The organism is Natronomonas aquatica (assembly GCF_024449025.1).
Taxonomy (GTDB): Archaea; Halobacteriota; Halobacteria; order Halobacteriales; family Haloarculaceae; genus Natronomonas; species Natronomonas aquatica.
Window position 1 is genome coordinate 1 of the sequence record NZ_JAHLKM010000001.1, and the last position, 24,842, is coordinate 24,842.

28 protein-coding genes and 1 pseudogene are annotated in these 24,842 nt (G+C 65.3%); 19 read left to right on the forward strand and 10 right to left on the reverse strand.

Features of this window, described 5'->3' with window-relative positions:
* Positions 1-276: 276 nt before the first annotated feature.
* Positions 277-681, reverse strand: a complete 405-nt coding sequence (locus tag KM295_RS00005; protein WP_256027680.1) for a DUF5778 family protein — start codon at positions 679-681, stop codon at positions 277-279.
* Positions 682-875: 194 nt separating this feature from the next.
* Here KM295_RS00005 and KM295_RS00010 point away from each other — a divergent pair, with 194 nt between their 5' ends.
* From KM295_RS00010 to KM295_RS00030, 5 genes are all read left to right on the forward strand, one after another.
* Positions 876-2,765 carry a 2-oxoacid:acceptor oxidoreductase subunit alpha gene (locus KM295_RS00010; protein WP_256027682.1) on the forward strand — a complete coding sequence of 630 codons (1,890 nt, stop codon included), beginning with the start codon at positions 876-878 and terminating at the stop codon, positions 2,763-2,765.
* Between the two features lie 2 nt (positions 2,766-2,767).
* Entirely contained in the window at positions 2,768-3,703 is a 936-nt protein-coding gene (locus KM295_RS00015; RefSeq protein ID WP_256027683.1) for a thiamine pyrophosphate-dependent enzyme, read from the forward strand.
* Between the two features lie 76 nt (positions 3,704-3,779).
* Positions 3,780-5,180, forward strand: a complete 1,401-nt coding sequence (locus KM295_RS00020) for a cryptochrome/photolyase family protein (RefSeq protein ID WP_256027684.1) — start codon at positions 3,780-3,782, stop codon at positions 5,178-5,180.
* A gap of 199 nt (positions 5,181-5,379) precedes the next feature.
* Positions 5,380-6,723: a gamma-glutamylputrescine synthetase gene (gene glnA2, locus KM295_RS00025; protein ID WP_256027685.1), complete on the forward strand. Its 1,344-nt coding sequence runs from the start codon at positions 5,380-5,382 to the stop codon at positions 6,721-6,723.
* Positions 6,724-6,831: 108 nt separating this feature from the next.
* Positions 6,832-7,179 carry a cupin domain-containing protein gene (locus KM295_RS00030; protein ID WP_256027687.1) on the forward strand — a complete coding sequence of 116 codons (348 nt, stop codon included), beginning with the start codon at positions 6,832-6,834 and terminating at the stop codon, positions 7,177-7,179.
* A gap of 32 nt (positions 7,180-7,211) precedes the next feature.
* On the opposite strand, the gene KM295_RS00035 is transcribed toward KM295_RS00030, so the two are convergent.
* Complete coding sequence (locus KM295_RS00035) at positions 7,212-7,988, reverse strand: M14 family metallopeptidase (protein ID WP_256027689.1); 777 nt, start codon at positions 7,986-7,988, stop codon at positions 7,212-7,214.
* Between the two features lie 162 nt (positions 7,989-8,150).
* Between KM295_RS00035 and KM295_RS00040 the strand changes: the two genes are divergently transcribed.
* The 4 genes from KM295_RS00040 to KM295_RS00055 all read left to right on the forward strand — a co-directional run bounded on the left by KM295_RS00040 (position 8,151) and on the right by KM295_RS00055 (position 11,284).
* Positions 8,151-8,924: an N-acyl homoserine lactonase family protein gene (locus KM295_RS00040; RefSeq protein WP_256027691.1), complete on the forward strand. Its 774-nt coding sequence runs from the start codon at positions 8,151-8,153 to the stop codon at positions 8,922-8,924.
* A gap of 87 nt (positions 8,925-9,011) precedes the next feature.
* Positions 9,012-9,656 carry a glutamine amidotransferase-related protein gene (locus tag KM295_RS00045; protein ID WP_256027693.1) on the forward strand — a complete coding sequence of 215 codons (645 nt, stop codon included), beginning with the start codon at positions 9,012-9,014 and terminating at the stop codon, positions 9,654-9,656.
* A gap of 87 nt (positions 9,657-9,743) precedes the next feature.
* Entirely contained in the window at positions 9,744-10,349 is a 606-nt protein-coding gene (gene sod / locus KM295_RS00050; RefSeq protein ID WP_256027694.1) for a superoxide dismutase, read from the forward strand.
* A gap of 140 nt (positions 10,350-10,489) precedes the next feature.
* Positions 10,490-11,284 carry an SDR family NAD(P)-dependent oxidoreductase gene (locus KM295_RS00055; protein ID WP_256027695.1) on the forward strand — a complete coding sequence of 265 codons (795 nt, stop codon included), beginning with the start codon at positions 10,490-10,492 and terminating at the stop codon, positions 11,282-11,284.
* A gap of 28 nt (positions 11,285-11,312) precedes the next feature.
* On the opposite strand, the gene KM295_RS00060 is transcribed toward KM295_RS00055, so the two are convergent.
* From KM295_RS00060 to KM295_RS00070, 3 genes are all read right to left on the reverse strand, one after another.
* A complete protein-coding gene (locus KM295_RS00060) occupies positions 11,313-12,284 on the reverse strand; it encodes a 3-hydroxyacyl-CoA dehydrogenase family protein (protein ID WP_256027697.1) in 972 nt (323 codons plus the stop codon).
* The gene (locus KM295_RS00065) at positions 12,281-12,403 is read right to left on the reverse strand and encodes a hypothetical protein (protein WP_256027699.1); all 123 of its coding nucleotides are present in this window, start codon (positions 12,401-12,403) and stop codon (positions 12,281-12,283) included. The genes KM295_RS00060 and KM295_RS00065 overlap by 4 nt, the downstream gene beginning before the upstream one ends.
* Before the next feature lie 123 nt (positions 12,404-12,526).
* Entirely contained in the window at positions 12,527-12,901 is a 375-nt protein-coding gene (locus tag KM295_RS00070) for a cupin domain-containing protein (RefSeq protein ID WP_256027702.1), read from the reverse strand.
* 115 nt (positions 12,902-13,016) lie between these two features.
* On the opposite strand from KM295_RS00070, the gene KM295_RS00075 reads away from it, so the two are divergent.
* The 7 genes from KM295_RS00075 (at position 13,017) to KM295_RS00105 (ending at position 19,899) form a co-directional block, all read left to right on the forward strand.
* On the forward strand, positions 13,017-14,015 hold the full coding sequence (locus KM295_RS00075; protein ID WP_256027703.1) for a DUF7490 domain-containing protein: 999 nt from the start codon (positions 13,017-13,019) through the stop codon (positions 14,013-14,015).
* Entirely contained in the window at positions 14,012-14,362 is a 351-nt protein-coding gene (locus tag KM295_RS00080; RefSeq protein WP_256027704.1) for a DUF8060 family membrane protein, read from the forward strand. Before KM295_RS00075 ends, KM295_RS00080 begins: the two co-directional genes overlap by 4 nt.
* A gap of 80 nt (positions 14,363-14,442) precedes the next feature.
* Positions 14,443-17,481, forward strand: a complete 3,039-nt coding sequence (locus KM295_RS00085; protein ID WP_256027705.1) for an FAD-binding and (Fe-S)-binding domain-containing protein — start codon at positions 14,443-14,445, stop codon at positions 17,479-17,481.
* 74 nt (positions 17,482-17,555) lie between these two features.
* The gene (locus tag KM295_RS00090) at positions 17,556-17,819 is read left to right on the forward strand and encodes a DUF5827 family protein (protein WP_256027706.1); all 264 of its coding nucleotides are present in this window, start codon (positions 17,556-17,558) and stop codon (positions 17,817-17,819) included.
* On the forward strand, positions 17,816-18,622 hold the full coding sequence (locus tag KM295_RS00095) for an ATPase (RefSeq protein WP_256027707.1): 807 nt from the start codon (positions 17,816-17,818) through the stop codon (positions 18,620-18,622). The genes KM295_RS00090 and KM295_RS00095 overlap by 4 nt, the downstream gene beginning before the upstream one ends.
* A gap of 64 nt (positions 18,623-18,686) precedes the next feature.
* A complete protein-coding gene (locus tag KM295_RS00100) occupies positions 18,687-19,040 on the forward strand; it encodes a cupin domain-containing protein (RefSeq protein ID WP_256027708.1) in 354 nt (117 codons plus the stop codon).
* Positions 19,041-19,128: 88 nt separating this feature from the next.
* Entirely contained in the window at positions 19,129-19,899 is a 771-nt protein-coding gene (locus KM295_RS00105; protein WP_256027709.1) for a creatininase family protein, read from the forward strand.
* A gap of 49 nt (positions 19,900-19,948) precedes the next feature.
* Here KM295_RS00105 and KM295_RS00110 read toward each other — a convergent pair whose 3' ends face one another.
* The gene (locus tag KM295_RS00110; RefSeq protein ID WP_256027710.1) at positions 19,949-20,578 is read right to left on the reverse strand and encodes a DUF502 domain-containing protein; all 630 of its coding nucleotides are present in this window, start codon (positions 20,576-20,578) and stop codon (positions 19,949-19,951) included.
* A 116-nt stretch (positions 20,579-20,694) separates the two neighbouring features.
* Here KM295_RS00110 and KM295_RS00115 point away from each other — a divergent pair, with 116 nt between their 5' ends.
* Both KM295_RS00115 and KM295_RS00120 read left to right on the forward strand, forming a co-directional pair.
* A complete protein-coding gene (locus KM295_RS00115; protein WP_418904727.1) occupies positions 20,695-21,564 on the forward strand; it encodes a UbiA family prenyltransferase in 870 nt (289 codons plus the stop codon).
* Between the two features lie 47 nt (positions 21,565-21,611).
* Positions 21,612-22,625 carry an alcohol dehydrogenase catalytic domain-containing protein gene (locus KM295_RS00120; RefSeq protein ID WP_256027712.1) on the forward strand — a complete coding sequence of 338 codons (1,014 nt, stop codon included), beginning with the start codon at positions 21,612-21,614 and terminating at the stop codon, positions 22,623-22,625.
* Between the two features lie 4 nt (positions 22,626-22,629).
* Here the strand turns inward: KM295_RS00120 and KM295_RS00125 are convergent, their stop codons facing one another.
* Complete coding sequence (locus tag KM295_RS00125) at positions 22,630-23,139, reverse strand: hypothetical protein (protein ID WP_256027713.1); 510 nt, start codon at positions 23,137-23,139, stop codon at positions 22,630-22,632.
* An 85-nt stretch (positions 23,140-23,224) separates the two neighbouring features.
* Positions 23,225-23,428: pseudogene (locus KM295_RS00130) on the reverse strand (patatin-like phospholipase family protein); the annotation flags it as partial.
* 155 nt (positions 23,429-23,583) lie between these two features.
* Here KM295_RS00130 and KM295_RS00135 point away from each other — a divergent pair.
* The gene (locus KM295_RS00135) at positions 23,584-23,778 is read left to right on the forward strand and encodes a cold-shock protein (RefSeq protein ID WP_256027714.1); all 195 of its coding nucleotides are present in this window, start codon (positions 23,584-23,586) and stop codon (positions 23,776-23,778) included.
* A 115-nt stretch (positions 23,779-23,893) separates the two neighbouring features.
* Here KM295_RS00135 and KM295_RS00140 read toward each other — a convergent pair whose 3' ends face one another.
* The gene (locus KM295_RS00140) at positions 23,894-24,601 is read right to left on the reverse strand and encodes a carbonic anhydrase (RefSeq protein WP_256027715.1); all 708 of its coding nucleotides are present in this window, start codon (positions 24,599-24,601) and stop codon (positions 23,894-23,896) included.
* An 81-nt stretch (positions 24,602-24,682) separates the two neighbouring features.
* Positions 24,683-24,835 (reverse strand): hypothetical protein, encoded by a 153-nt coding sequence (locus KM295_RS00145; protein ID WP_256027717.1) that lies wholly within the window; start codon positions 24,833-24,835, stop codon positions 24,683-24,685.
* Between the last annotated feature and the right edge of the window lie 7 nt (positions 24,836-24,842).

Consider the following 24,842-nt stretch of genomic DNA (forward strand, 5'->3'; position numbering starts at 1 on the left):
GAGTGTTGTTTGCCCTTCGGAGCTTACGCGATTCCCGCCCGCCGTGAACGGCGGGACTCCCTCGCTGATTTAGGTGGGCCGAAGAGAACACCGGCGAGGAGATCGAGGAGGCGATCGGGATCCTCAGCGCGACCGGCAGCATCGAGTACGCCCGCGAGGCCGCGGTCGATCTCGCCGTGTCCTCGAAGGCTCACCTCGAGGGGCTGGAGCTGGCGCCCGAACCGGCCGAGAAGCTCGCCGGGTTCGCCGATTTCGTCGTCGATCGGGACGTGTAGGCTACTCCCCGTAGACGCTGGTCGCCCCGAAGCCGAGTTCTTCGATCCCCTCGACGATCGCCTCCTGGTCGGCGTCGGCCTCATAATAGAAGACGACGTCGTAGGTGCCCTCCCGCATTAGTTGCTGACACTCCCAGACGAAGGCGTCGTCGTCGAGCGTGAGCCCCTGGTGTTGGTTGACCCCGAACTCCTCGTCGTCGGTCCCGGAGTAGACGTAGGTTTCGGTCGGCTCGAAGCCGGCCGCCTCGGCGATGACGTCGCCGACGTCGATCGTCGCCTGATGGAGCGTCGGCTCCTCGTCGCTCGCGAGGTCGGTGTCAACGATGACGCCGTTGAGTTGGATCTCGCCGGGGTCGAGGAGGGCCTTCGTCCGTGCGTACAGATCGTCGTCGAGAGTCTCGCTCATACGATAGCCATCGCCGCCGGGCGTTATACAGGTCACGGTCGGGAGCCGAAACCGGCCGGCGGCCGGTTCCAGCCCGTCTGAGGGAGGTCGATAAAACAGTAATATCATAATTAATGTATGCTAAAGAGTAGCAAACGCTTTTATTATGCGCATCCGAATGATGCGATAACGCCCCACCGGGCGCAGTGATACCAATGACTGAAAACATCGTCTGGCGAATCGCAGGCGGTTCCGGCGACGGGATCGACTCGACGAGCCAGAACTTCGCGAAAGCGTTGATGCGGTCGGGATTGCACGTGTTCACACACCGGCATTACCCGTCGCGTATCCGCGGTGGCCACACCTACGTCGAGATCAGAGCGGGCCCGGAGCCGGTCCGGTCACGCGGCGACGGGTACAATTTCCTTCTGGCGCTGGGTGACTCCTTCGCCCGGAACCCACAGGAGGACGCCTACTACGGCGACGAGGAGACCAAGCCGCTGGCCGAGAACCTCGACGAACTCCGGGAGGGCGGCGTTATCGTCTACGACGAGGGGCTGATCGACATCGACGAGATCCCGGACTTCGAGGAGCGGGTTGAGGAGAACGACTGGCACGTATACCCGATCGACCTGCGTGCCCGAGCGAGAGAGAAAGGCCGGGAGGTCATGCGCAACACTGCGGGGGTCGGCGCGACGGCCGCGCTGTTGGAGTACGACCTCGGACACATCGAGGACCTGATGGCCGACGCGATGTCCGGCGAGGTCCTGGAGACGAACCTCGAGATCCTGAAGGATGCCTACGAGGACGTCCAGGAGATGGAGTTCACACACGATCTCCGGATGCCGACCGGCGAGCACGACGAAGAGCAGGTGCTACTCTCGGGCAGCAACGCGATCGCCTACGGCTCCCTCGATGCCGGTTGTCGGTTCATCGCCGGTTACCCGATGACGCCGTGGACGGAGGTGTTCACCCTGATGAACCAGCATCTCCCGGAAGTCGGCGGGATCGCCGAACAGGTCGAAGACGAGATCGCCGCCGCGGCGCTCGCGATCGGCGCTTCACACGCCGGCGTCAAGGCGATGTCCGGCAGCAGTGGCGGCGGCTTCTCGCTGATGAGCGAACCGCTGGGACTGGCGGAGATGACCGAAACGCCGGTGGTTCTGATCGAGGCGACCCGGGCAGGGCCCTCGACCGGAATGCCGACCAAACCCGAACAGAGCGACCTCGAACACGTCCTCTATACGAGCCAGGGCGACTCGAATCGGGTCGTGTTCGCCCCCGGAAACGTTCGGGAAGCCTACGAGCAGACCCGATCGGCCTTCGAGATGGCCTACGAATACCAGCTACCGGCCATCGTCCTCTACGATCAGAAACTCTCCGGTGAGTTGCGAAACGTCGACGAGTCCTTCTTCGATCGCCAGCCGGACCCGGATCTGGGGGCAACGCTCACCGAAGAAGAGATCGCCGAAGCGGCCCACCACGCCTCCGGGAAGTTCAGTCGCTACCAGCGCGATCCCGACAACGACCGGGGCGTCTCACCGCGGTCGCTCCCCGGCCAGAAGGGCGGCCGACATCTCGCCTCCGGGAACGAGCACAACGAGCAGGGCCACATCAGCGAGGATCCCGCGAACCGCGCCGCACAGATGCAGCGGCGGATGCGAAAGCTCGAGTCGATCCGCGAGGAACTCGACGCCAAGGAGTCGAGCCACCAGACGTACCATGGCCCCGAGGAAGCCGACTACGGGATCATCACGTTCGGCAGCCAGCAGGGCACGGTCGAGGAGGCCGTCGACCGGCTGACCGACGAGGGCCACAGCGTCAAGTCGCTCGGCGTTTCCGGGATGATGCCGCTGGCCGAAGCGGAGATCAGCGAGTTCCTCTCGTCGGTCAACGAGGCGCTGGTCGTCGAGATGACCGGCTCCGCGCAGTTCCGCGGTCTCATCCAGAAGGAACTGGGCCGCTTCGGTCCCAAGATGCACAGCCTCCTCAAGTACAACGGCAACCCCTTCGAACCCAGCGAGATCGTCGACGGGTTCGAGAGTATAATCGGAGAGGACGAACCCGCGCCGACGACGCAGTTCGTCCCCGCAGCAGGTGATTAATCATGAGTGCATTCAACGCGATCGGTGAGAAACGAGAGGTAGAGCGAGAGGACTTCACGCCCGGCATCGAGCCCCAGGCGACGTGGTGCCCCGGGTGCGGTGACTTCAGCGTGCTGAAGGCGTTGAAGGGCGCGATGACTGATCTCGGCAAGAATCCCGAGGAAGTACTCGTCGCGACCGGAATCGGCTGTTCGGGCAAACTCAATAGCTACTTCGACAGCTACGGGATCCACACGCTGCACGGGCGGGCACTCCCCGTCGCACGAGCAGCCAAACTCGCAAATCCCGACCTCGAAGTCGTCGCCGCCGGCGGCGACGGCGACGGCTATGGGATCGGCGGCAACCACTTCATGCATACCGCCCGCGAGAACCACGATATGGCCTACATCGTGTTCAACAACGAGATCTTCGGACTGACGAAGGGCCAGACGTCGCCGACGAGCCCGAAGGGTCACAAATCGAAGACCCAACCGCACGGCTCGGCGAAGGACCCGATCCGGCCGCTTTCGCTGGCGCTTACCTCCGGGGCCTCCTACGTCGCCCGGACAGCCGCGGTCAATCCGAACCAAGCCCAAGAGATCGTCAAGGAAGCGATCGAACACGACGGGTTCGCCCACGTCGACTTCCTCACGCAGTGTCCGACTTGGAACAAGGACGCCAAACAGTACGTCCCGTACATCGACATCCAGCAGAACGACGAGTACGACTTCGACGTTACCGACCGGAAGGAAGCCGCCGAGATGATGTACGATACCGAGTCGGCGCTGTACGAGGGTGAAGTTCTGACCGGGCGGTTCTACCGCGAGGAAGGACGCCGTACCTACGGCCAGGAGAAACGGGCCCACGGCGACATGCCGGAAGACCCGCTCGCCGAGCGGTACCACGACGACGACTACGAGTGGGAGCGGAGCTACGACCTGCTGGACGCACACAAATAACCACGCTCGCGGTTTCGTTCTTTTTCGGGTTCTTCGATCCGTAGCTTTAGGCCGTCGCCACTCCTGGGCGTTCGTAATGCGACTCCACTGGCACCGGCGGGACCTGCGGCTCGCGGACAATCGGGGGCTGGCGGAGGCCCCGGACTCGCCAGCCGGTCTCTTCGTCTTCGACGACAGGGTGTTGGATCACGCGGGCCCGCCGCGGGTTGTGTTCATGCTAGAGGCGCTCGAGCGGCTTCGGGCAGCCTACCGCAAGCGGGGATCGGAACTGCTCGTCCGATACGGCGATCCCGCGAGTGTCCTCCCGGAGATGGCCGACAGATACGACGCCGAGTTCGTCTCCTGGAACCGCGATTACTCCGGGCTCGCGAACGAACGCGACGATCGGGTGGCCAACGCACTGCGAGACGAGGGTGTGACTCCCCAGAAGTTCCACGACGCGATCTGTCACGAACCGGGCTCGATCACGACGAACGCCGGCGATCCGTACTCTGTGTACACGTACTTCTGGAAGAAGTGGCGCGACCGACCGAAGGACGAGCCCGATCCGGTTCCGGAGCTCGCCGACATCGGGAGCGAGGCCGACGGGGAAACGCCGATCCCGACCGTCGGGGATCTCGGCTTCGACCCGCCCGACGCGAGCGTGCCGCCCGCCGGAACCGACGCCGCGAGGGAACGCCTCGAGGCGTTCCTCGAGGAGGACGTCTTCCGGTACGACGAGGCGCGCGATTACCCCGCCGAGGGGTGTACCTCGGGGCTCTCGCCGCACCTGAAGTTCGGGACGATCGGGATCCGTGAACTCGATAGACGGGTGAGAGAGACCCGCGATGCCGTCGAGGGCGAAAAGCGCGAGTCGGTCGTCGAGTTCCGGTCACAGCTCGCCTGGCGGGAGTTTTACACCCACGTCCTGTATTTCAACCCCGAGGTCGTGACGGAGAACTACAAGACGTACGAAAACGGGATCGAGTGGGAGGACGACCCGGAACTGCTCGCGGCCTGGAAACGCGGCGAGACCGGCTACCCGATCGTCGATGCGGGCATGCGCCAGCTCCGGACCGAGGCGTTCATGCACAACCGGGTGCGGATGATCGTCGCCTCGTTTCTGACGAAGGACCTGCTGATCGACTGGCGAGCGGGTTACGAGCACTTCCGGGAGCGGCTCGTCGATCACGACACGGCCAACGACAACGGCGGCTGGCAGTGGGCCGCCTCGACCGGCACCGACGCCCAGCCGTACTTCCGGATCTTCAACCCGATGACGCAGGGCGAACGCTACGATCCCGACGGCGAGTATATAAAAACGTACGTCTCCGAACTCAGTGGTGTCGATCCCGAGGTGATCCACTCGTGGCACGAACTGACGCCGACACAGCGGGAAAACGCCGCCCCTGACTACCCCGCCCCGATCGTCGACCACAGCGAGCGACGGGAGGCGGCGCTTTCGATGTTCGAGCGGGCCAGAGGCGAGGATAGCTGATACTACCGCTCGCATTCGAACGCATGATCGACAGTATGGACGGGTCTCGTCACGGCATAGAGTCCTCGCCCGGACAGTTCGAACGGTGGCCGGGAACGGATGCGAACAGCCGCCTCGGGGTATGAGGCCCCTTTTCCTGTAATCGGTGTTTTTTATCTCTTCCAAAAATTTGAATAAATAGCTACGCGAACCGTGCAGCATGTCAACACAGTCCGATGTAATAGAGGCGTGTAAGGCAGAGGACATCGAACTCGTCCGATTGTTACACTCCGGTTACGCGGGCATGGTCCGCGGCCGGACGAAGGACGCCGACGACATCGAAGACGTGCTGGAAGGGGGGACGAACATGGCCAAAGTCGTACAGGGGTTTACACCCTTCAACACGCCCACCGAGGGCGGTCGGTTCGGCGCGTCGGGGGAAATCCGCCTGATACCGGACCCCGACACGTTCCAGAAGCTTCCGTACGCCGAAAGCACCGCGGTCATGCTCTGTGATAAGCTGACGGTCGACGGCAAGCGGTGGGACGCCGACCCGCGTACGGTCCTCGGAGACTTCATCGACGACCTCGAGTATACGCCGATGACGGCGTACGAGAGCGAGTACTTCCTCGTAGAGGAGACCGAGGACGGATACGAGCCGTTCGATACCACACAGTGTTACACCGCCGATGGGATGCAGAGCGCCCACGAGATCATCCTCGATACGATCAGGGCGCTGAAAGCGCAGGGCATGAATCTGGACGTGTACTACTCGGAAGGCGGCTTCGGCCAACAGGAGTTGGTGATCGATCCCGGGACAGGATTGCAGGCACCCGACAACCACGTCCTGTACAGACAGACGGCGAAGGCGATCGCGGCCGAACACGGCGTGAAGGCGAGTTTCCTCCCGAAACCGTTCCAGAACGACTTCGGGTCGGGCTGTCATATGAACGTCTCGCTGTGGGACGGCGACCGGAACGCCTTCTACGACAGCGAGGGCGGCGGCTCGTACGACATCACGGACACCTGTCGACACTTCATCGGCGGCTTGCTTGAGCACGCCAAGGGGCTGGTGGCGCTCACCGCGCCGTCGGTGATCTCGTATAAACGCCTCCAACCCCATTCGTGGTCGGGAGCGTTCACCGCCTGGGGGTATGACAACCGCGAGGGGTTCGTTCGCGTGCCGTCCACCCAGTGGGAGGACCCCGAGTCGACGGCCCGGATCGAGCTCAAGGCCGCGGACAACACGGCCAACCCGTACCTGTCGCTGCTCGGCATTCTGGCGGCGGGCAAGGACGGCATCGACCGAGAGATCGAACCCGGGGAACCGGTCGACGGCGATCCGGGCGCGCTCACCCAGCAGGAGCGCGACCGGCGTGACATCGAGCGGCTGCCGGAAACGCTCGGGGAAGCGCTCGAGGAACTGGAAAGCGACGAAGTGCTGGTTGAAAAGCTCGGGGAGACGCTGGTCGAAGGGTACGTCGCCGAGAAACGGACCGAGTGGAACAACTCAAAGAGCACGGTCTCCGAGTGGGACATCGAAACCTACGGCCCGCAGTTCTGATTCACTACCGAGCCACGGATCGGCGGCTCCCCTACCCGACCACGCGTCCACGGCGCGTACCGGGGACGTGGGATAGTTTTATCTTCGACCACGATGACAGTAGGCCCTATGGATCAGGTTGACCTGAAATCAGACCAGCTCGTGGAAGCCGAAGACGGCTTGTACCTCCAACAGCTCGCCTCGGGCGAGAACATGAGCGTTCAGTACGTCCTGTTCGAGCCGGGAGCCAAAGCGCCGATGCACAAACACCCACACGAACAGGCCGGATACATACTGCAGGGAACGCCCACGTTCCGGATCGGCGAGGAAAAAGAGGAGTTCACGCTCGGGCCACACCAGTCGTACGACCTGCCCGGCGAAACCTATCACGAAGTCGAAAACGAGGGCGACGTTCCGGTGCGAAACATCGACATATTCAGTCCGTCGCGGGGACACCCGGCCTGGAAGGACGAGTAACGGCTCGGATCGAAGCGGGGGCGCGACCCGTACTATTCTCGGATCGTCGTTTTGTACCCGAAGATCTCCTCGTGGCCGTCGTCCGAAAAGAGCACAGGATAGAACGGCCGGTCGGCGACGATGTCCGTTCCGTTCCGCGTGGCGTAGACCTCGCCTTCCTCGACGAGTTCGAAGTTCTCGGCACGGAAGTGGTACTCGTCGCCGTCTTCCTTCCAGAACGTATCGAAGACAGTGTATTCTCTCGTGTCCGTCCGTTCGATGTCCCCCTCGAGGACGCCGGCGAACGTGAGGAAGTCGACGATACACTCGTAGGCGTTCTCCGTCGCTGCGTCCGACTGCTGTAAGCCGGCCTCGAAGTCGACATACCAGGGGAGATCGACGCCCCGGCTCCCGCTGCTGACGGCGGTGAAATCGACCATGTGGTCGACACGGCCGAGCGACGCGAACAGGTCGCGCTTTCTGGCGTTCGGGTTGGCGATCGTCCCGAACGGCAGGGCCGAGGAGAACGTCGAATGGATGCCGATGCCGACACAGCCGGCGATCTCGTTGACGAAGTCGTACGCGAGCCGCTCCTCGTACAGGTCGCTGTTCGGATCGCCGGGGAGGACGCGATTCACGTCGACGTCGATGTATCGAACGTTCTCCGCGAGCGCGGGTTCGTTCAGGACGATCAGCTTCACCGAGCGCTGGACGTCGTGGTCCTCGGAGATGAACCGGTCGATCGCGCGGGCCCCGCACGGCTCGTCTCCGTGGGCCGCGCCGACGACGGCGACGCGTGGATCACCCGATCCGAGCGTACTGACACGCATGCCCAGTACAGGGAGCGTCTGTAATATAATTCCAGCGTTAGAGCGTGCCATAGAGCTCGGCGACGGGCGATATCGGTCGCTGACGCCCCGGACCGGCGACGAGCACGGGTCGAAACGGGTAACGCCCAAGAATTGATACGATCCGCGGCCGACGTCCGGGACATGACATACACCGTCACGCCGTTGCACTGTGGAACGCTGCGGTTGGACAAAAGCATTCTGACGACCCAGGTAGACTCCGGCGTCACCGTCCCGGTCCCCTCTATCTGCTATCTCATCGAGGGCGACCCCGGACCGGGGCCGATACTCGTCGATACGGGCTTCGGCGACGTCGAACTGATGGATCGGTTACACCCGGCCTTCGATTGTTCCCGGCCGGACAGCCACAGGCTCACCGAACGGCTGAACGTATACGGGTACGAGCCGGCGGATATCGAGACGGTGGTGCTCTCGCATCTCCACTGGGACCACTGTTACAACCTCGAGCTGTTCGAGGACGCGACGATCTACGTACAGCGTGAGGAACTCGAGTACGCGATCGCCCCGTACCCGATGCACGCTGGCGGCTACGAGGCGAAATCCCTCGGCCGGACGCCGCCGTGGCTGGAGGCCGACCTGACGCCGATCGAAGGCGAGACGGAGCTGTACCCCGGCGTGACCGCGTTTCCGACGCCCGGCCACACGGTCGGCCACCAGTCCGTCGCGGTCGACACCGGGGACGAAACGACGGTCGTCGCTGCCGACGCGATCCCGACGTTCGAGAACATGGAGGGAACCGAGTCCGCACCGCTCATACGGGGGCTCAGCGTCAACGACTTCGACTGGTGGAAGAGCGCGCAGGCGGTGCTCGACCGCGGCGAAAGGATCCTTCCGGGCCACGAGTGGGGGATTCTGGACACCGATCCGCCCGCCGAATGGACGGCGTTGGACGGCTAGTCCGCCGATATCTCTCTCCGATGGGTCGCTTTCGGGACGACAGCCGCCGGCCAGGGAGTTTTTGTTCCGGGTCACGTAGACGGACCCGTGACGCACGAAACGTACGTGGTCCGGAGCGAGCCGGATCCGGATCGAGAGTACCACTGCGATGCGCTCGCGGAGTGTTTTCCCGGCGCCGTCGGAATCGATTTCCCGGCCGGCGAGCGGTTCGATCCGGACGACGCCGACGCCGTCGTCCTCAGCGGGAGCACGGCCGGGGTGTACGAGCGCGACGAATACGCGTGGATCCCCGAGCAGGAGACGCTCGTTCGTGAGCTGGTCGATCGGAGCGTACCGACGCTCGGCGTCTGTTTCGGCCACCAGCTCGCGAACGCCGCGCTCGGTGGCTCCGTCGAACACGTCGGACTCACTGCCGGATTCGTTACGGCCGACCTCGAGGATGTACCGCTTTTCGACGGCGTTTCACGGGTCGTCCCGGCAATCCACGGCGACATCGTCACCACGACCGGTGACGGGATGGAGCGGATCGCCGCCGCCGATCACGCGTCGGTGTTCGGGACCCGGCACCGATCGGCGCCGCTGTGGACGGTCCAGTTCCACCCGGAGATCACGGCCGAGCATCGACCACGGCTCGTGGAATCCTTCGGCTGGGACGACGGGAGATACACGTTCGACGACGTGTCCGCAGGGCGGGTATTCGAAAACTTCGGCTCGCTCGCCGACCGGGTCTGACCCCCTCCGGAGGAGTGGTGTGGTATCACATCTCCATGAAGTTTTAACACGTTTGCGAGAGTGTAATACAATTGGAGGACGATATAAATGCCCGAACATTCCAACCCCGAGTTGCCGCCGCTCCCGTACGACTACGACGCCCTCGAGCCGTCGATTTCCGAACAGGTCGTGACGTGGCATCACGACACCCACCATCAGGGCTACGTAAACGGTATAGAGTCGGCCGAGGAGACGCTCGCGGGGAACCGCGAAGCCGGCGAGTTCGGCGGCTCCGCCGCCGCGATCCGGAACGTCACCCACAACGGCAGCGGACACTATCTCCACACGCTGTTCTGGGAGAACATGGATCCCAACGGCGGCGGCGAACCCTCCGGCGACCTCGCCGACCGCATCGAGGAGGACTTCGGCTCCTACGCGGGCTGGAAGGGCGAGTTCGAGGCCGCTGCGGGCGACGCGAGTGGCTGGGCGCTTTTGGTCTACGATCCCGTCGCCGACCAGCTGCGCAACCTCGTCGTCGACAAACACGACCAGGGCGCGCTGTGGGGCAGCCACCCCATCCTCGCGCTCGACGTCTGGGAGCACTCCTACTACTACGACTACGGTCCCGACCGCGGCGAGTTCATCGACGGCTTCTTCGACGTCGTCGACTGGGACAACGTCGCAGAGCAGTACGAAAAGGCGATTCAGCAGTAGCGCCGTAGTCACACCGTCCAGTTTTTTGACGCAACGTCCAAAGCGGCGGCTGTCTGTCTCCCGCGCGAGACGTGGCGATACCTCGACGGGATCCGGCCGGACGACACAACCTTCTTGCTGAGGGATTTCGAAGGAGGCCCATGCCTCAGGCGGAGTTACCGATCGACGGCGAGAGAGCGGCGATATCGGCAGCCGGAACCGGAATCGGACGCGAAATCGCCCGTCAGCTGACGGCCTCGGGTGTCGACGTCGCGGTCAACGACATCGACGCCGACGCGCTTTCGGAGGCGGAGACGGCACTCGCCGAGACGCCGGGCGACGTGCTCGCGGTGCAAGGTGATGCCTCGGAGCCGGACGATATGGCGGCACTGGTCGACCGCGCCGTCGATCGGTTCGGGGGGCTGGATATACTCGTCAACAACGTCGGTATCGCCGGGCCGACGAAACCCTGCGAGGAGGTGAGCCACGACGAGTTCATGCGGACGCTCGAGGTCAACCTCGGCGGACAGTTCTCGGCGACGAAGGCGGCGATCCCGCATCTCAAGGCGAGCGACGCCGGACGGGTGATCAATCTCGCGTCGATCAGCGGGAAGCGTCCGCTAGAACACCGGACCCCGTACGCGACCGCAAAGATGGGCGTGGTCGGGTTCACACGGACACTCGCACTCGAACTCGCACCCCACGACGTCACAGTCAACGCGATCTGTCCGGGGAGCGTCGAGGGCGATCGTATCGAGGCCGTGATCGAAAACCAGGCACGGAGCCGCGACATCCCCTACGAGGAGGCCAGACGGGAGATGGTCGAAGCCTCCCCGATGGAGACGTTCGTCCAGCAGTCCGATATCGCCGACACGGTCCTGTTTCTCTGCTCGCGTCGCGCGGAACACATCACGGGACAGGACCTCAACGTGAGTTCCGGACAGGTGATGTACTGATCGGTCCGGCCGAAACGACCGGGAAACATCACTCCGGATCGGAATCGACCGCTTCGAAGGTTTCGAGATACGACAAAAGCGTCTCGTCCCGCTTCTCGTACACCTCCTCGGGGTCGGAATCGTCCCAATCGTAGATCCCCCGGCCGCTCCTGATACCGGTCCGTCCCTCCTCGATGAGGTCCTCGAGGACCGGCGAGGGGTCGGTGCCGCGATCGAGCTCCGGCATCAGATACTTCTCGACCTCGTGGTGGACCTCCAGTCCCGACTGATCGACCTTCTCGAAGATACCGAGCGCCGGGAGCCGGAACCCGAAGCCCGCTTTCACGGCCTTGTCGATCTCCTCGGCGCTGGCGACGCCGCGCTCGAGAAGGGAGAACGCCTCGTACGCCATCGCGAGCTGGATCCGGTTGCCGATGAACCCCGTGATGTCCTTTCGGACGCGAACGGCGGTTTTGTCCGTCGCCTCCAGGAAGTCGTAGGTCGCCTCGACCACGGCGTCGGAGGTGTGCTCGCCCTCGACAACCTCCACGAGCGGGACGATGTACGGCGGGTTGAACCAGTGTGTGCCGACGACACGTCCGGGATCCGAGACCGCCTCCGAAATTTCGGTGATCGACAGCCCGGACGTGTTCGTCGAAAGGACGGCATCCGCCGGGGCGTGTTCGTCGATCGACTCGAAGACGGTCTGTTTTATCTCTGCGTCCTCGATCACCGCCTCGACCACGAGGTCGGCGCCCGCGACCGCCGCCGGAAGCGAATCGTTCCACGAGACACGATCGGACACCGACTCGACGTCCTCGATGCGGCCGTTGCGTTCCAGCGTTTCGAGCGCGGATCGAACCTGGCTTTCGCTGTCGGCGAGGACGTCCTCGTCGGCGTCATAGAGGGTGACATCGAGGCCCGAAACGGCGAAGTCGACGCCGATCCCGTGTCCCATCAGCCCGGCACCGACGACGGCGACGGTCTCGAACGATTCGGGTGGGGCAGTCGAGTCGCTCATATCGACGCCGCTCCTGCGCCTTCGAAGCCGGGTGACTCACGGACGTCCGCCGGCGTTGCGGGATCGCGGCCGCTCTGTTCGTGGACGAGCCGTACCATCAGGTTATCGAGTGAACGCATATCGCGGACCTCGTTCGCGCCCTTTATTGTTCTATTGTTAGTCGGCACGGGCGGGTTGAAACCCCGACTCGAGTATGTATTGTCGTGGTCGGCAATAAAGCGGCCGACCGCGACCGTGTGACGTTACTCGACGACGTCGATCTCGTCGTCGCCGTTCGGCACCGCACAGATGAACGCCCCCCGGGTATCGCCTTCGTTCCGGTACCAGTGGACGGTCCCGGCCGGGATAAAGATCGAATCGCCCGCCGAGACCGTCCGCTCCTCGTCGTCGATCCCGACGACGTACTCGCCCTCGAGGACGTACTGTTCGTGTTCGATTGCGTTCGTGTGTTTCGGGACGCTCGCGCCGGGATCGATTGTGAACCGACGCATCGCGAAGTTCGGGGCGTCGTCCCCGGGGCCGACGAGGACGCCCTTCGAGAGCCCCTCGGCGGCGTCGACGGGTTCGTACTCGATCGACTCGGCGCGTTTGATCGCCGGCTGAAGCGGTTCTGACATACGAACCGATACGCAGGGGATCGACTTGATAGTTCCTGCAACCGGGGCTCCGTACGGCGATCGGCGGAGGCAGGCGGGCACAAAACATTTAAATCGAATCCGGCAAGCAACCGGCATGCGCCCTGAAGCCCTCCTCACAGCCGTCGCCGCCGCCGCGTTGCTCGTGACCGTCGGCGCCGCGCTCGTCGTTCCCGGGTTCGTCGCCGAGCCCGGATCCGACGACCCGCCGGCGAGACTCGACGTCGCCGAGACGACCCTCGAGACCGGCGAGGTAACCGGCGAGACAGTCACCTTCGACGTGACGGCGTTCGTCGCCCACCGGGGCGGCCCCGCCGAGAACGTCAGCGTCGTCGTCCGGGCGATCGACGACAGCGGCGTCGTTTCGGATACCGCACGGGAGGACCGCCGGACCCTCGAGGGCGACGGCGAACACGAGTTTCCGGTCCCCGTTACCGTCCCCCGGGAGGGCGGCTACGAGATCCGGACGATCCTCTATGTCGACGGCGAGCGGGTCGACGTCGCGAGCGCGAGCGTGAGCGGCGTCGAGGCGCTGACGCCGCCGTACGCCGAGACGAACGTCGGCTTCCATCGGTTCGACCGACAGCCGGCCGTCGAGTACACCATCGACTCGACCGACGACGGCGACGTGACGCTCGCGGTGACGAGCTATCTCACCAACGGCGGCGACGAGGCCGAGTCGGGCTTTCGGATCACCGTCACGGCCCGGCACGCGGCGGCCAACGTCGTCGCCGACCGGGCCGAAACGTCGGTCGGATCGGTCGCCGCCGGCCGGACCGAGTTCGTCGAGACGGCGGTGACGGTCCCGAACGAGTCGAACTACTACCTCGACGTGACGCTGTGGCGTGACGGGGTCGTCCTCGATTCGGCCCGGACCGCCGCGAACCTCGATCCGCGGCGGACGGTCGACGTCGAGGAACGGACCGAATCGGTCGCCTTCGAGGCCGGCGAGTTCGAGACCGACCGGGACGGGCGTCCGCGGGGCGAAACGGAAGACGCAGCCGGCGGAGCCGAATCCCAGCCCGGGTTCGGCGCCCCGGTCGCGGTCGTCGCGTTGCTTTTCGGAGCGGTCGCCGCCCGGCGGTGGTCGCGATGAACCGCGAGGAGGAGGCGCCGAACGACGGGATCGAACCGGGGACGGAAGCGTCGGACGGGACGGAGGCCGAAACGTCGGACCCCCGAGATCAGGACGACCGAAACGGCGGACGCGACACCGTCTTCGGGATCGACAGCGAGCGGCTCGCCACCTCACTCCGGTGGGGTGTGCTGTTCGTCCTCGGGGTCGTGATCCTGGTCGCCGGAGGCGGGCTTTACAGCAGTCTCGGGGCGATCATCGACGTCTGGGTCGCCGACAGATACCAGCCGATCGCCCGCGCCGGCCTCAACTTCACGTTGCTGTGTGGGGCCGTCGCCGGCGTCGTCGCGACCCTGCGACGACTGTAAGGGGCGGTCGCCGCCCTCGATCGCGGCGAAACGTCCGTGTGACCGACAGTCTTTATCCCGCACGCCCGTCATTCGAACGCATGGGTGCCGACAACCAGGAACCGACGGTCAGGCCGGCCGAGCCGCCGAGGGATCCGTCCGACCTCGCCCGACAGCCGGGCGAGAGCGCCGCCGAGTACGAGGCCCTCGCTGCGGACCTCCGGGAGGCCGTCTCGGGGGACGTCCGCTTCGACGAGTACGCACAGGTGCTGTATGCGACCGACGGGAGTATCTATCAGGCCCGCCCGGCGGGTGTCGTCTATCCCGAAGACGTCGCCGACGTGCGTGCCGCCGTTCGGACGGCCATCGATCACGAAACGCCGATCCTTCCCCGAGGGGCCGGCTCCTCGCTGGCCGGCCAGACGGTCGGCCCGGGCTGTGTCGTGCTCGATATGTCCCGTCACATGGACGGACTGCTTTCGGTTGATCCCGACGAGCAGACCGCGAGGATCCAGCCCGGGATCGTCCAGGACGATCTGGACGACCACCTCGCCGAGTACGGCCTGAAGTTCGCCCCGGATCCGGCCTCCTCGAACCGCTCGACGGTGGGTGGCGGGATCGGGAACAACTCGACGGGCGCCCACTCGGTCCGATACGGGATCACCGACGCCTACACCGAGGAGATCAAGGCCGTACTCTCGGACGGATCCGTACTCCACGCTCGCGAGGTCGTCCTCGACAGCGAGGAATACGAGGGGATCGTCTCGAAGGACGACCGGGAAGCCGGGATCTACCGGACGGTTCGGGCGCTCGTCGAGGACAACGAAGCGGAGATCGAGTCCCGATACCCCGACCTCAAGCGCCGCGTCAGCGGCTACAACCTCGATCGGGTGATCTACCAGAACGACGACGGCGAGGAGGTTATCAACCTCGCGAAGCTCTACGTCGGCAGCGAGGGAACGCTCGGCGTCATCGTCGAGGCGACGCTCGGCCTCGTGACGGTCCCCGAAGAAACCGCCCTCGCGCTGTACTGTTTCGAAGATCTGGTCGACGCGATGAAAGCCGTGCCCGAAGCGCTGGAGTTCGGCGTCGGTGCCGTCGAGTTGATGGACGACGAGGTGTTCCGGCTCGCCGCCGAATCCGACGGCTACAGCGAGTACGTCGAGCCGATCCCGGAGGGGACGGCCGCGGCGCTCATGCTCGAGTACGATTCGGAGCTCCAGGCGGACTTCGAGGCGGCCATCGGGGCGACGAACGCCCACTTCGTCGAGGACGGCGCCGCGTTCGAGGTGATCGAGGCGTACACCGACGACGCCCAGAGGGACATCTGGTCGCTCCGGAAGGCCGCGATCCCGCTTCTCATGGGCCTCGAGGGCGACCCGAAGCCGTACCCGTTCATCGAGGATGCGACGGTCCCGCCCGAAGAGCTCGCCGAGTACGTCCAGGAGTTCGAGGACGTACTGGAGGCCCACGGCACCTCCGCAGCGTACTTCGCCCACGCCGGCAGCGGCACGCTCCACATCCGGCCGATCCTGAACCTCAAAGACGAGGAGGGCACCGAGACGATGCACTCGATCACCGAGGACGTGACGGATCTCGTGTTGAAACATCACGGCTCCTTTTCGGGCGAACACGGCGACGGGATGGCTCGCACCGAGTTCAACCCCAAGATGTACGGCGAGGACCTGTGGAACGCGTTCAAGGAACTCAAGACGACCTTCGATCCCGACTGGGACTTCCACCCCGGCAACGTCGTCTACCGGGACGGGCCCGAGGATATCGGCCCCGAAGGCGACCGGGGCGTCGGCGCCGACATGCGGGAGAACCTCCGGTACGGGTCGAGCTATCAGTCGATCGAGCCACAGACGAAGCTCGATTTCTCCGATGAGGGGGGCTTTTCACACCTCGTCGAGCTCTGTAACGGCTGTGGGACCTGCCGACAGACCGACGAGAACACGATGTGTCCGACGTTCCGGGCCACCCGCGAGGAAGTTCAGACGACCCGCGGGCGGGCGAACACCCTCAGGGCCGCGATCAGCGGCGAACTCCCCGAAGACGAGATCTACTCCGAGCGGTTCCAAAAGGAGGTTCTGGATCTCTGTGTCGGCTGTAAGGGCTGTAAGTCCGACTGCCCGACCGGGGTCGATTTCGCGAAACTGAAAGCCGAGGTCAAACACGACTACCACGAAACGGAGGGGACGAGCCTCCGGACGCGGCTGTTCGGCAACGTCGACCACGTCAACGCCGTCGGCAGTGCGCTCGCGCCGGTGTCGAACTGGGCCCAGAAGCTTCCGGGATCGGATCTGATCGCCGAGAAGGTGCTGGGGATCGCCCCCGAACGGGACCTTCCGACGTTCTCGAAGGAACCCCTCACGGAGTGGTTCGAATCGCGGGGGCCGCAAGTCGCCGAGGCCGAAGCCGACGACAGGGTCCTCCTGTTTCCGGACACCTACACGAACTTCAACTACCCCGAACCGGGGAAGGCCGCGATCGAGGTACTGGAGGCGGCGAACGTCCACGTCCGGGTCCTCGACAGGGAGGAGATCGCCGCCAGTGGCCGGGCGGCCTTCTCCATGGGGCTGCTCGACGTGGCCGAGGAACGCGCCCGGACGAACCTCGAGGCGCTCTCGCCGTACGTCGAGGACGGCTGGTCGGTGCTGTTCGTCGAGCCCTCGGACGCCGTGATGTTTCAGGACGAGTACGTCGATCTCCTCTCAGAGGACCGCGTCGAGGACCTCGCCGTTTCCGCCTACGGCGTCTGTGAGTACCTGAACACCTACGCCGTCACCGACGCCGTCGAGTTCGATGCCCCCGACGAGCATTTGACGTATCACGGCCACTGCAACCAGAAGGCGCTGAACCGCGATCACCACGCCGCCGCCGCGCTCGCGTCGGCCGGCTACGGGGTCGACGCGCTCGATTCCTCCTGCTGTGGGATGGCCGGCTCGTTCGGCTACGAGGCCGAACACTACGACCTCTCGAAGTCGATCGGCGATATCCTCTACGGGAAGATCGAAGCGAGTCCCGGCGAAACGGTCGTCGCCCCCGGAGCCTCCTGTCGGTCGCAGTTGGCCGACGACGACTTCGAGGGCGAACGGCCGGCCCACCCCGTCGAGAAGCTCCGGGAAGCGCTGGCCTGACCCCGTCCGGCCCCGCGTCGCCCGCCCGGACGAAGCCGCCACGCTTTTAGCCGGAACGACGCCTACCGGGCGGTATGCCCAGACCACGCGAGGCGTTCGACGACCTCCGCGAGTTCGAGTTCCGCGAGCCCGAGACGGTCCTCGATCGGGACTCGCTGTACACCGTCTACGAGATCGCCCGCCTGCTGCAGGGGGTCGAACCGGACGCCGAACTCGACCCCGAGACCGAGAACGTCCTGCTCGATTGGGCGATCCCGTGGATGCTCGATCACAGCGATTCGTTCGTCTTCGCCGAGCCGGAGGCCGACGACGAACCGGGGTACTACGGCCTCAAATGAAGCTGCTCGTCGCCGGAAGCGCCGAGGTCGACGCCGGCAAGACGACCTTCACGGCCGGCCTCATAGAGCGGACCGGCGTCCGCGGGTACAAACCGCGTGCCGGCAACGGGTACTGGTACGACCAGGACGATTACCGGCGGGCGATCGAGGAGGGGCGCCTCTACGGCAAGGACGCGAAACGGATCGCGGCCGCCACGCCCGGGAACGTCCGCCCGGAGGCGATCAACCCGGTCCACCGGCTGTGGCTGCCGACCCCCGGCCGTGGAAAGGGCATCCTCGGCCAGGCGGGGCGGCAATTCCTCCTCGATCGGGTGACACTGGAGGGAGACACCTACCTCGTCAACGGGACTGTCGAGGTCCCGCCCGCAGCAAAGCGGGCGTTCCCGCTTGACGAAGCGCCGGTCGTCGGGTCGCTGGAGCAGTTCAACGAGCTGATGGCGGATCGCCACGCGCCGGCGCTGGAGGCGCTGGCCGGGGAGATCGAAAACCGGGACGCGGCGATCGTCGAATCCTACTCGGACATCGCTCGGCCGCTGTCGGGGATCGAACCGGACGGCGTCGCGGTGGTCGAACCCCGGCGGTGTCGGGTCTACGAGGGCGATCGGTACGCGAAAGCCTGCGAGGTCGCAAGCGGTAGCGCCCGCGAGGGACGGCTCGAAGAGCGCGTCGAAAACGTGATCGACCTGTTAGAGCCGAGGGCGTCGGTGACGCTGCCGGCGCTGTCGAGCGACGAGCGGGACGACCGCTCGGTCGTCGCCGACGCCTACGAAACCGCCTACGACGAACTCCTCGCGACAGTATAGCGACGGTCCCGACGGCGACGCCGAGGCCCGAAACGTATTGTAGCCGGCGACCACAGACGCCGGTATGGAATACAGCGTTTCCAGCACCGACGTAATCGACAGCGTCGTCCCCGATGAGTTCGGCGGGATGTGGTTCTTCCGGGACGCGCTCGGCTGTGAGAACCTCGGGATGACGCTTCTGGAACTGGAACCCGGCGGGGAGGGCAAACCGCACGACCACGCCGGAGAGAACCACGAGGAGGTGTATCTGGTCGTCGACGGCGAGTTGACCGTCGAACTCGGCGAGGCGGAAGGCGAGTTCGAAAGCGAGGAGACGCTCGCCGCCGGCGAGGCGATCCGCGTCGCCGCCGACACGTGGCGCCGTCTGGAAAACGCCGGCGACGACCCGGTTCGGGTCGCCATCGCGGGCGCACCGTAAGCGCCGAGGATTTGACAGCTCAGCGCCTTCCTCGGCCGCCGCGCCGAACGTACAGCATTTAAGGGGTCGCCACCACCCAGTTGACAGCATGTATATCGCCGACGAGACGTGGCCGGAACTCGGGGACTACTTCGAAAACGAGTCGCTCGCGATAGTCCCGCTCGGTTCGACCGAACAGCACGGACCGCATCTCCCCCTCGCGACGGATCACCTGATCGCGGAGGGGTTCGCCCGAGAAGCCGCCGACCGGACCGGCTATCTCTGTACGCCGACGATCGATATCGGCGTCAGCCCCCACCACCGGCAGTTCGACGGGACGATGTGGGTCGACGCGCCGGTGTTTCGGGACTACGTCGAATCGCTCACGCGGAACCTGGCGTACCACGGGATCGACCGCGTCGTCTACGTCAACGCCCACGGCGGGAACGTCGAACATCTCCGGGAGGTCGGTCGCCGGCTCAGGGACGAGGAAGTGCTGTACGCGGTGGAGTGGATGTGGAACGACAGCATTCCCGAACTCGTCGACGATCTCTTCGAGCAGAACGGTCCCCACGGCGGGCCCAAGGAGACGGCGATGATCCAGTATCTGCGGCCGGAACTGGTTCGGGAGGATCGCCTCGCGGACGCACGCGACGACGGGGTCGAAAGCGTCGAGGCCGCCGATACGACGAAACACGGCGCCAGGACCTACTACGACGCGATCGAGAACAGCGACAACGGCGTCTTCGGCGACCAGAGGGACGCGACCGCCGAGAAGGGCGAAGAGATGTTCGAGGCCGCGACCGATCAACTCGTCCGGCTCTGTGAGTGGCTCGCCGAGCGGGACGACAGCGAGCTGATGCCGAGCCCGCACGTCTGATCGTCGTTCGACGCGCCGCCGTCGGACCGGCCATCCAGCCCGATCAGTCTCATTCCTCGCGTGTATCGTCTCCGGGGAGAAACTCTTCGGTGACGTCGATCCGGACACCGCGGTCCTCGTTTTCGCCGAAACCGGCGCTGAGGATCCGCGTCAGGGCGTCCTCGACGCTCTCGTCGATCTCGGTGTAGCGGTCCGGTTCGACCTCGACGACGTAGCCGGTCGTGATGTTCGGGGCGGTCGGCAAAAACAGGACGTCCCGGCCGTCTTCGGTCGATTTTCCGGTCTTGAACGCGGTCATCCGCATCCCGTCCCACGTCTCGAGTTTGACCGGCGTCTGGAGTTCGTCGGGGCCGCTGACGGCGGTTTCGACCGCCATCTTCGAGGCGTTGTACACGACTCGGAGCCCCGGCAGGTGGTTCATGAGGTCGTCGAGTGCCCCCTCAAGCAGATCACCGACCGTCGTCCGCATCAGGTAACCGACCGCGAGCACGAGCAGCCCGAACAGCATGAGCGTGATGAACACCCGAACCACGACCGGAAGCCCATCGAGAGTCGTCTCCAGAAACGGCAGGTTCGCGATCGCCTGATAGACGAACGCGACGACGTAGGCGGTGACGAGCAGCGGCACGAGAACCACGAGCCCGCTTGCGATGTCCCGCTTCCACGAGGGCGACAGCATTCGGTGGTATGTCACACCGGTCTGTAATCAGCGCTTCGACCGACGACGGTGGCGGCGAGGCGCGCCGGACGGAACAGAGCTTTCAACGTCGGGGCCGAAGTCGGCGTGATATCCGGATGGAAGCGACGAGCGGGCGCAAAATCGAGGGTGGGGTGTTTCGGTCGGTCGCCGCCTTTCTCGTCCACAGCAACCTGTTCATTTCGGTCGCGGCGACCGGCGTAGCGCTGTCGACAACGTTGCTCGCCGGCCATTCGCCCGAATTCCTCCCGCTTTTCATCGTCTTCGCCGCGACGCTTTTCGTCTACAGCCTCAACCGCCTGACCGACATCGAGGAGGACGTCCGGAACGTCCCGAGCAGGGCGGCGTTTATCGGTCGGTACGGACGGCTGTTCTTTCTGGCGGGCGTGTCACTCTATCTTCTCGCGGTCGGGGGGGCGTTCGTTCTCGGGCTCCCGGGCGCGCCCTTCCTGGTGTTGCCGGTCGTCGTCGCCGCCCTGTACTCGCTGTTTCGGGTGAAACAGCTCCTGTTGGTCAAGAACCTGATCGTCGGGCTCTCGTGGGGGATCATCCCGCTCGGTGTCGGGTTCTACTACGGCGCGGTGTTCGTCCCCGGGATCCTCGTCCCGTTCGGATTCTTCAGTGTCATGCTGACCGTCGCGGCGGCCGTCTTCGACATCAAGGACATCGAGGGCGACCGAGCCGGGGGGATCCGGACCGTCCCGATCGTCTTCGGGCCGAAGGCGACTCGGGTCGGCGCCTTGGCCGTCACCGTCGCCGCCGGAGTCGGCCTCGTGGGACTCGTCGCCGTCGGGGTCGTTCCCCGCCGGTTTCTCGTACTGCTCGGCTTTCTCGCCTACGTCGCCGCCTACATTCCCTTCGCCACGGAGGATCGGGGGCCGCTTTTTTATGGGTTCGTGATCGACGGCGAACACGTCTTCCTGACGCTTCTGGTGCTCGCGACGGAGGCGCTCGGGGCGGGGACGTGACCACGAGCCACGAACAGTTATACCGCTGTCGGGCGCAGACTGACGTGATGCGCGCCGCAGCGTTCAGCGATCTGATCGGACCCGAAGGCGTAACGATCATCGAACAACCGACACCGGATCCGGGGGCCGGGGAGGCGGTCGTCGACGTCGAGGCGTGTTCGATCAACCGCCACGACCTCTGGATCCTCGAGGGCGACTCGGCGATGGTCGACGCCGACGACCTGCCCTTCGTGAGCGGCCTCGACGTCGCCGGCGTGGTCCGGAGCGTCGGCGACGGGGTCGAGAGGATCGAGCCGGGGGATCGGGTCGTGCTCTGTCCGAACGAGACCTGTGGCCGCTGTCAGTTCTGCCGGGAAGGCCCGGAGAACCACTGTGAGGAGTTCTCGCTGTATCACGGCGGGCTCGCCGAGGCCGCCCGCGTCGACGCCGACCGGCTCGTTCCGCTCCCGGCGTCGGTCGGAACGACGGCCGCCGCCGCGCTCCCGACGGCGTATCTGACCGCCCGCCACATGCTCCGACAGGCGGACGTGGCGGCCGGCGATCTGATCTTCGTCCCCGGCGCGACCGGCGGCGTCGGGGTCGCGAGCGTCCAGTTGGCCGATGCTCTCGGCGCCCGGACGATAGGCACCTCGTCGTCGGCCGAAAAGCTCGATCGGCTCCGCGAGTTGGGGCTCGATCACGCCGTCGAGGGGGTCGACCCCGAAACGCTCCGGGAGACGGTCGGGGCGATCGGGACGCCGGACGCGGTGATCAACCACCTCGGCGGCCCCTACACCGACGTCGGGCTCGATCTCCTCCGTCGCGGCGGGCGGATGGTGGTCTGTGGCCGAACCGCCGGCAACGAAAGCGAGATCGATATCCCCGATCTGTTCCTCGGGCACAAACGCGTGATCGGCAGCACGATGGGCACCCAGCCCGAACTGCGGCGGCTCGTCGACCTCGTCGAGAGCGGCGACCTCGAACCGGAGATCGAGGCGACCTATCCGCTCGGGGCGACCGACGAGGCATTCGGCGCGATGCGCGACCGCGAGGCGGTCGGGAAGATCATCGTCACGCCGTAGGCCGTCAGTATCGGAGGACCGCATCGAGGATCCCGGCCGTCTGTCCGACGGCGACCGAACCGAGTCCCGCGATCGATAACGCGCCGTACCCGAAGACCGTCCCGGACGCATACAGGACAGCACCGAGGACACACAGCGTCGCGCCGCCCCGATAGATCGATGCCCCTGCCGGGACCTGCCGGGCGGTGGAGACGAACCCGGCCGCCGGAATGAGCATCCACCCCGAGATCGACACGGCAAAGAGGGCCCTCGAGCCGGCCGGAACGACGAATCCAGCCAGGCCAGCGAACGCGACGGGCGTTCCGGCGAGGATGACCCGCCGCCAGGTCCGCAACACGCCGGCCTCCATCTCCCGCCAGGAGGCGCCGACGAAGGCGACCAGCAGGACGCACATCACCCCATGCATCACGAAGACCGGCCGCCGCGTGACGATACCGAGGTGAGCGGCGGCCGTGGTCCCCCACGCCGCCGGGATCAAAAAGGCGGGGCCGGTCTCCCGAAGTCGACGGAACATACCGGGGATTCCGGCCGACGGCTAATCAGCGTACTCCCGGTTCGTTCGACAACCGGCGGGCCTACCGCGATCGGTCGTAGAACGCCGCCGCCTCCTCGTCGGCGGTGACCAGCCCGTACCACGCCGCGAGCGCGTTGAACGCGCCGCCGGAAGTGCCGCTGATCCCGACCAGTTCGTACCCCTCGTCCCATTCGCGGAGCAGGCCTTTCAGTACCCCTGCGGTGAAGGCGGTGTGGCTGCCGCCACCCTGACAGGCGATCGCAACCTTCGTCGACTCACCGTCGGTCATCGGGCGCGAAGGACTCGGCGTTCGTTCGAGAGCGCGGTGTTCCGGTGTCCCATCCGTGGTGGGATGTCTAGTCGATGCTGACCGAAAAGCCCCGTCGCCGTCCCAATACCCGTGATCCGGAAACATTATATACCTCGATGTCTATCGTTCACGAGATGGCAACCGGAACGGTTGATTTCTTCAACGACACTGGCGGTTACGGCTTTATCGACACTGAGGACGCGGACGAGGACGTCTTCTTCCACATGGAGGATGTCGGCGGTCCCGACCTCGAAGAAGGGCAGGAAGTCGAGTTCGACATCGAGGAGGCCGAGAAGGGCCCCCGCGCGACGAACTTGACGCGCCTGTAAACGCCGACCGCGGCTGTATCGCCTTTCGAACAGTTTTTTCTCGTCCGGCAGCCGCGGCGCCGTCTCGAGCCCTCGCCCCCGGAGAGAGCGTCGGAGACGCACCCGACGGAACGAGTCATAACAGACGGCCGACGTGCGAGCGAAACTCCCCGGGGACCGCCTCGTACAGCCGTTCGAGGTCGGTCTCCCCGTCGTGGTTTACGAGGTAACACCGTCCCTCGGCGTCCCCGTAGACGCCTTGGAAATCGTAGACGAACCCCAGAACGGTCACGGGATCCGGGACCGCCGTATCGGCCCGGAGGAACGCGACCTGCCGGTCGACGTTGTACTCGACGAGCTGGTCGACGAGGCCGACGTCTCGCTCCCCGGAGACGCGGCCGTCCGCGAGTCCGTCCTCGACGACCGGACGGAGCGACTCGATTCGCGCTTCGATCCCGGGCGGGTCTTCCCTGCCCTCCCCGGACCCGGATCCGTCGGTGCGGACCGCCTCGAGGGTAGCTGTGACGGCCCCACAGCCGGTGTGACCGACGACAACCGCGACCTCCGTCTCCGCGTGCCGGATCGGATAGAGGACGTCACCGCTGAGCACGCGCTCGCCCCCGTAGGTGTCCCGGACCTGGTTTCCGATGTTGCTGGCAGTGAAGAGCCAGCCCGGGGTATCGATATCCCACATCCCCTCCTGTGAGACCCGCGAATCCGAACAGCAGACGGAGACGACCGCCGGCTTCTGTCCGTGCCGAACGGCCCCGAAGTAGCCCTCGGAGAGCGATTCGACGTGACGGCGGTTCCGTTCGAGCAACTCCGCGAGCGTCGTTTCGGACATAGGCGTACTGGAGCCGACGGGAAAATAAGTCCACCAGTGGGGATCCGGCCCCGGGTCGTGATCGGAACGGACGGGCCGCGTTCAGATATCGAGTTCCAGTTCCGTCTCCTCGTAGAGTTCCTCGAAGTCCCGCTCGCGGTTCCTCGCCTCGAGCGTCCGCCGGATGTGATACCGGTCCCGCTGTTCTCGCTTCGTTCGGCCCTTGCGTTCGCGTCCTCGTTTCGTGTCGCCCATGTCTATG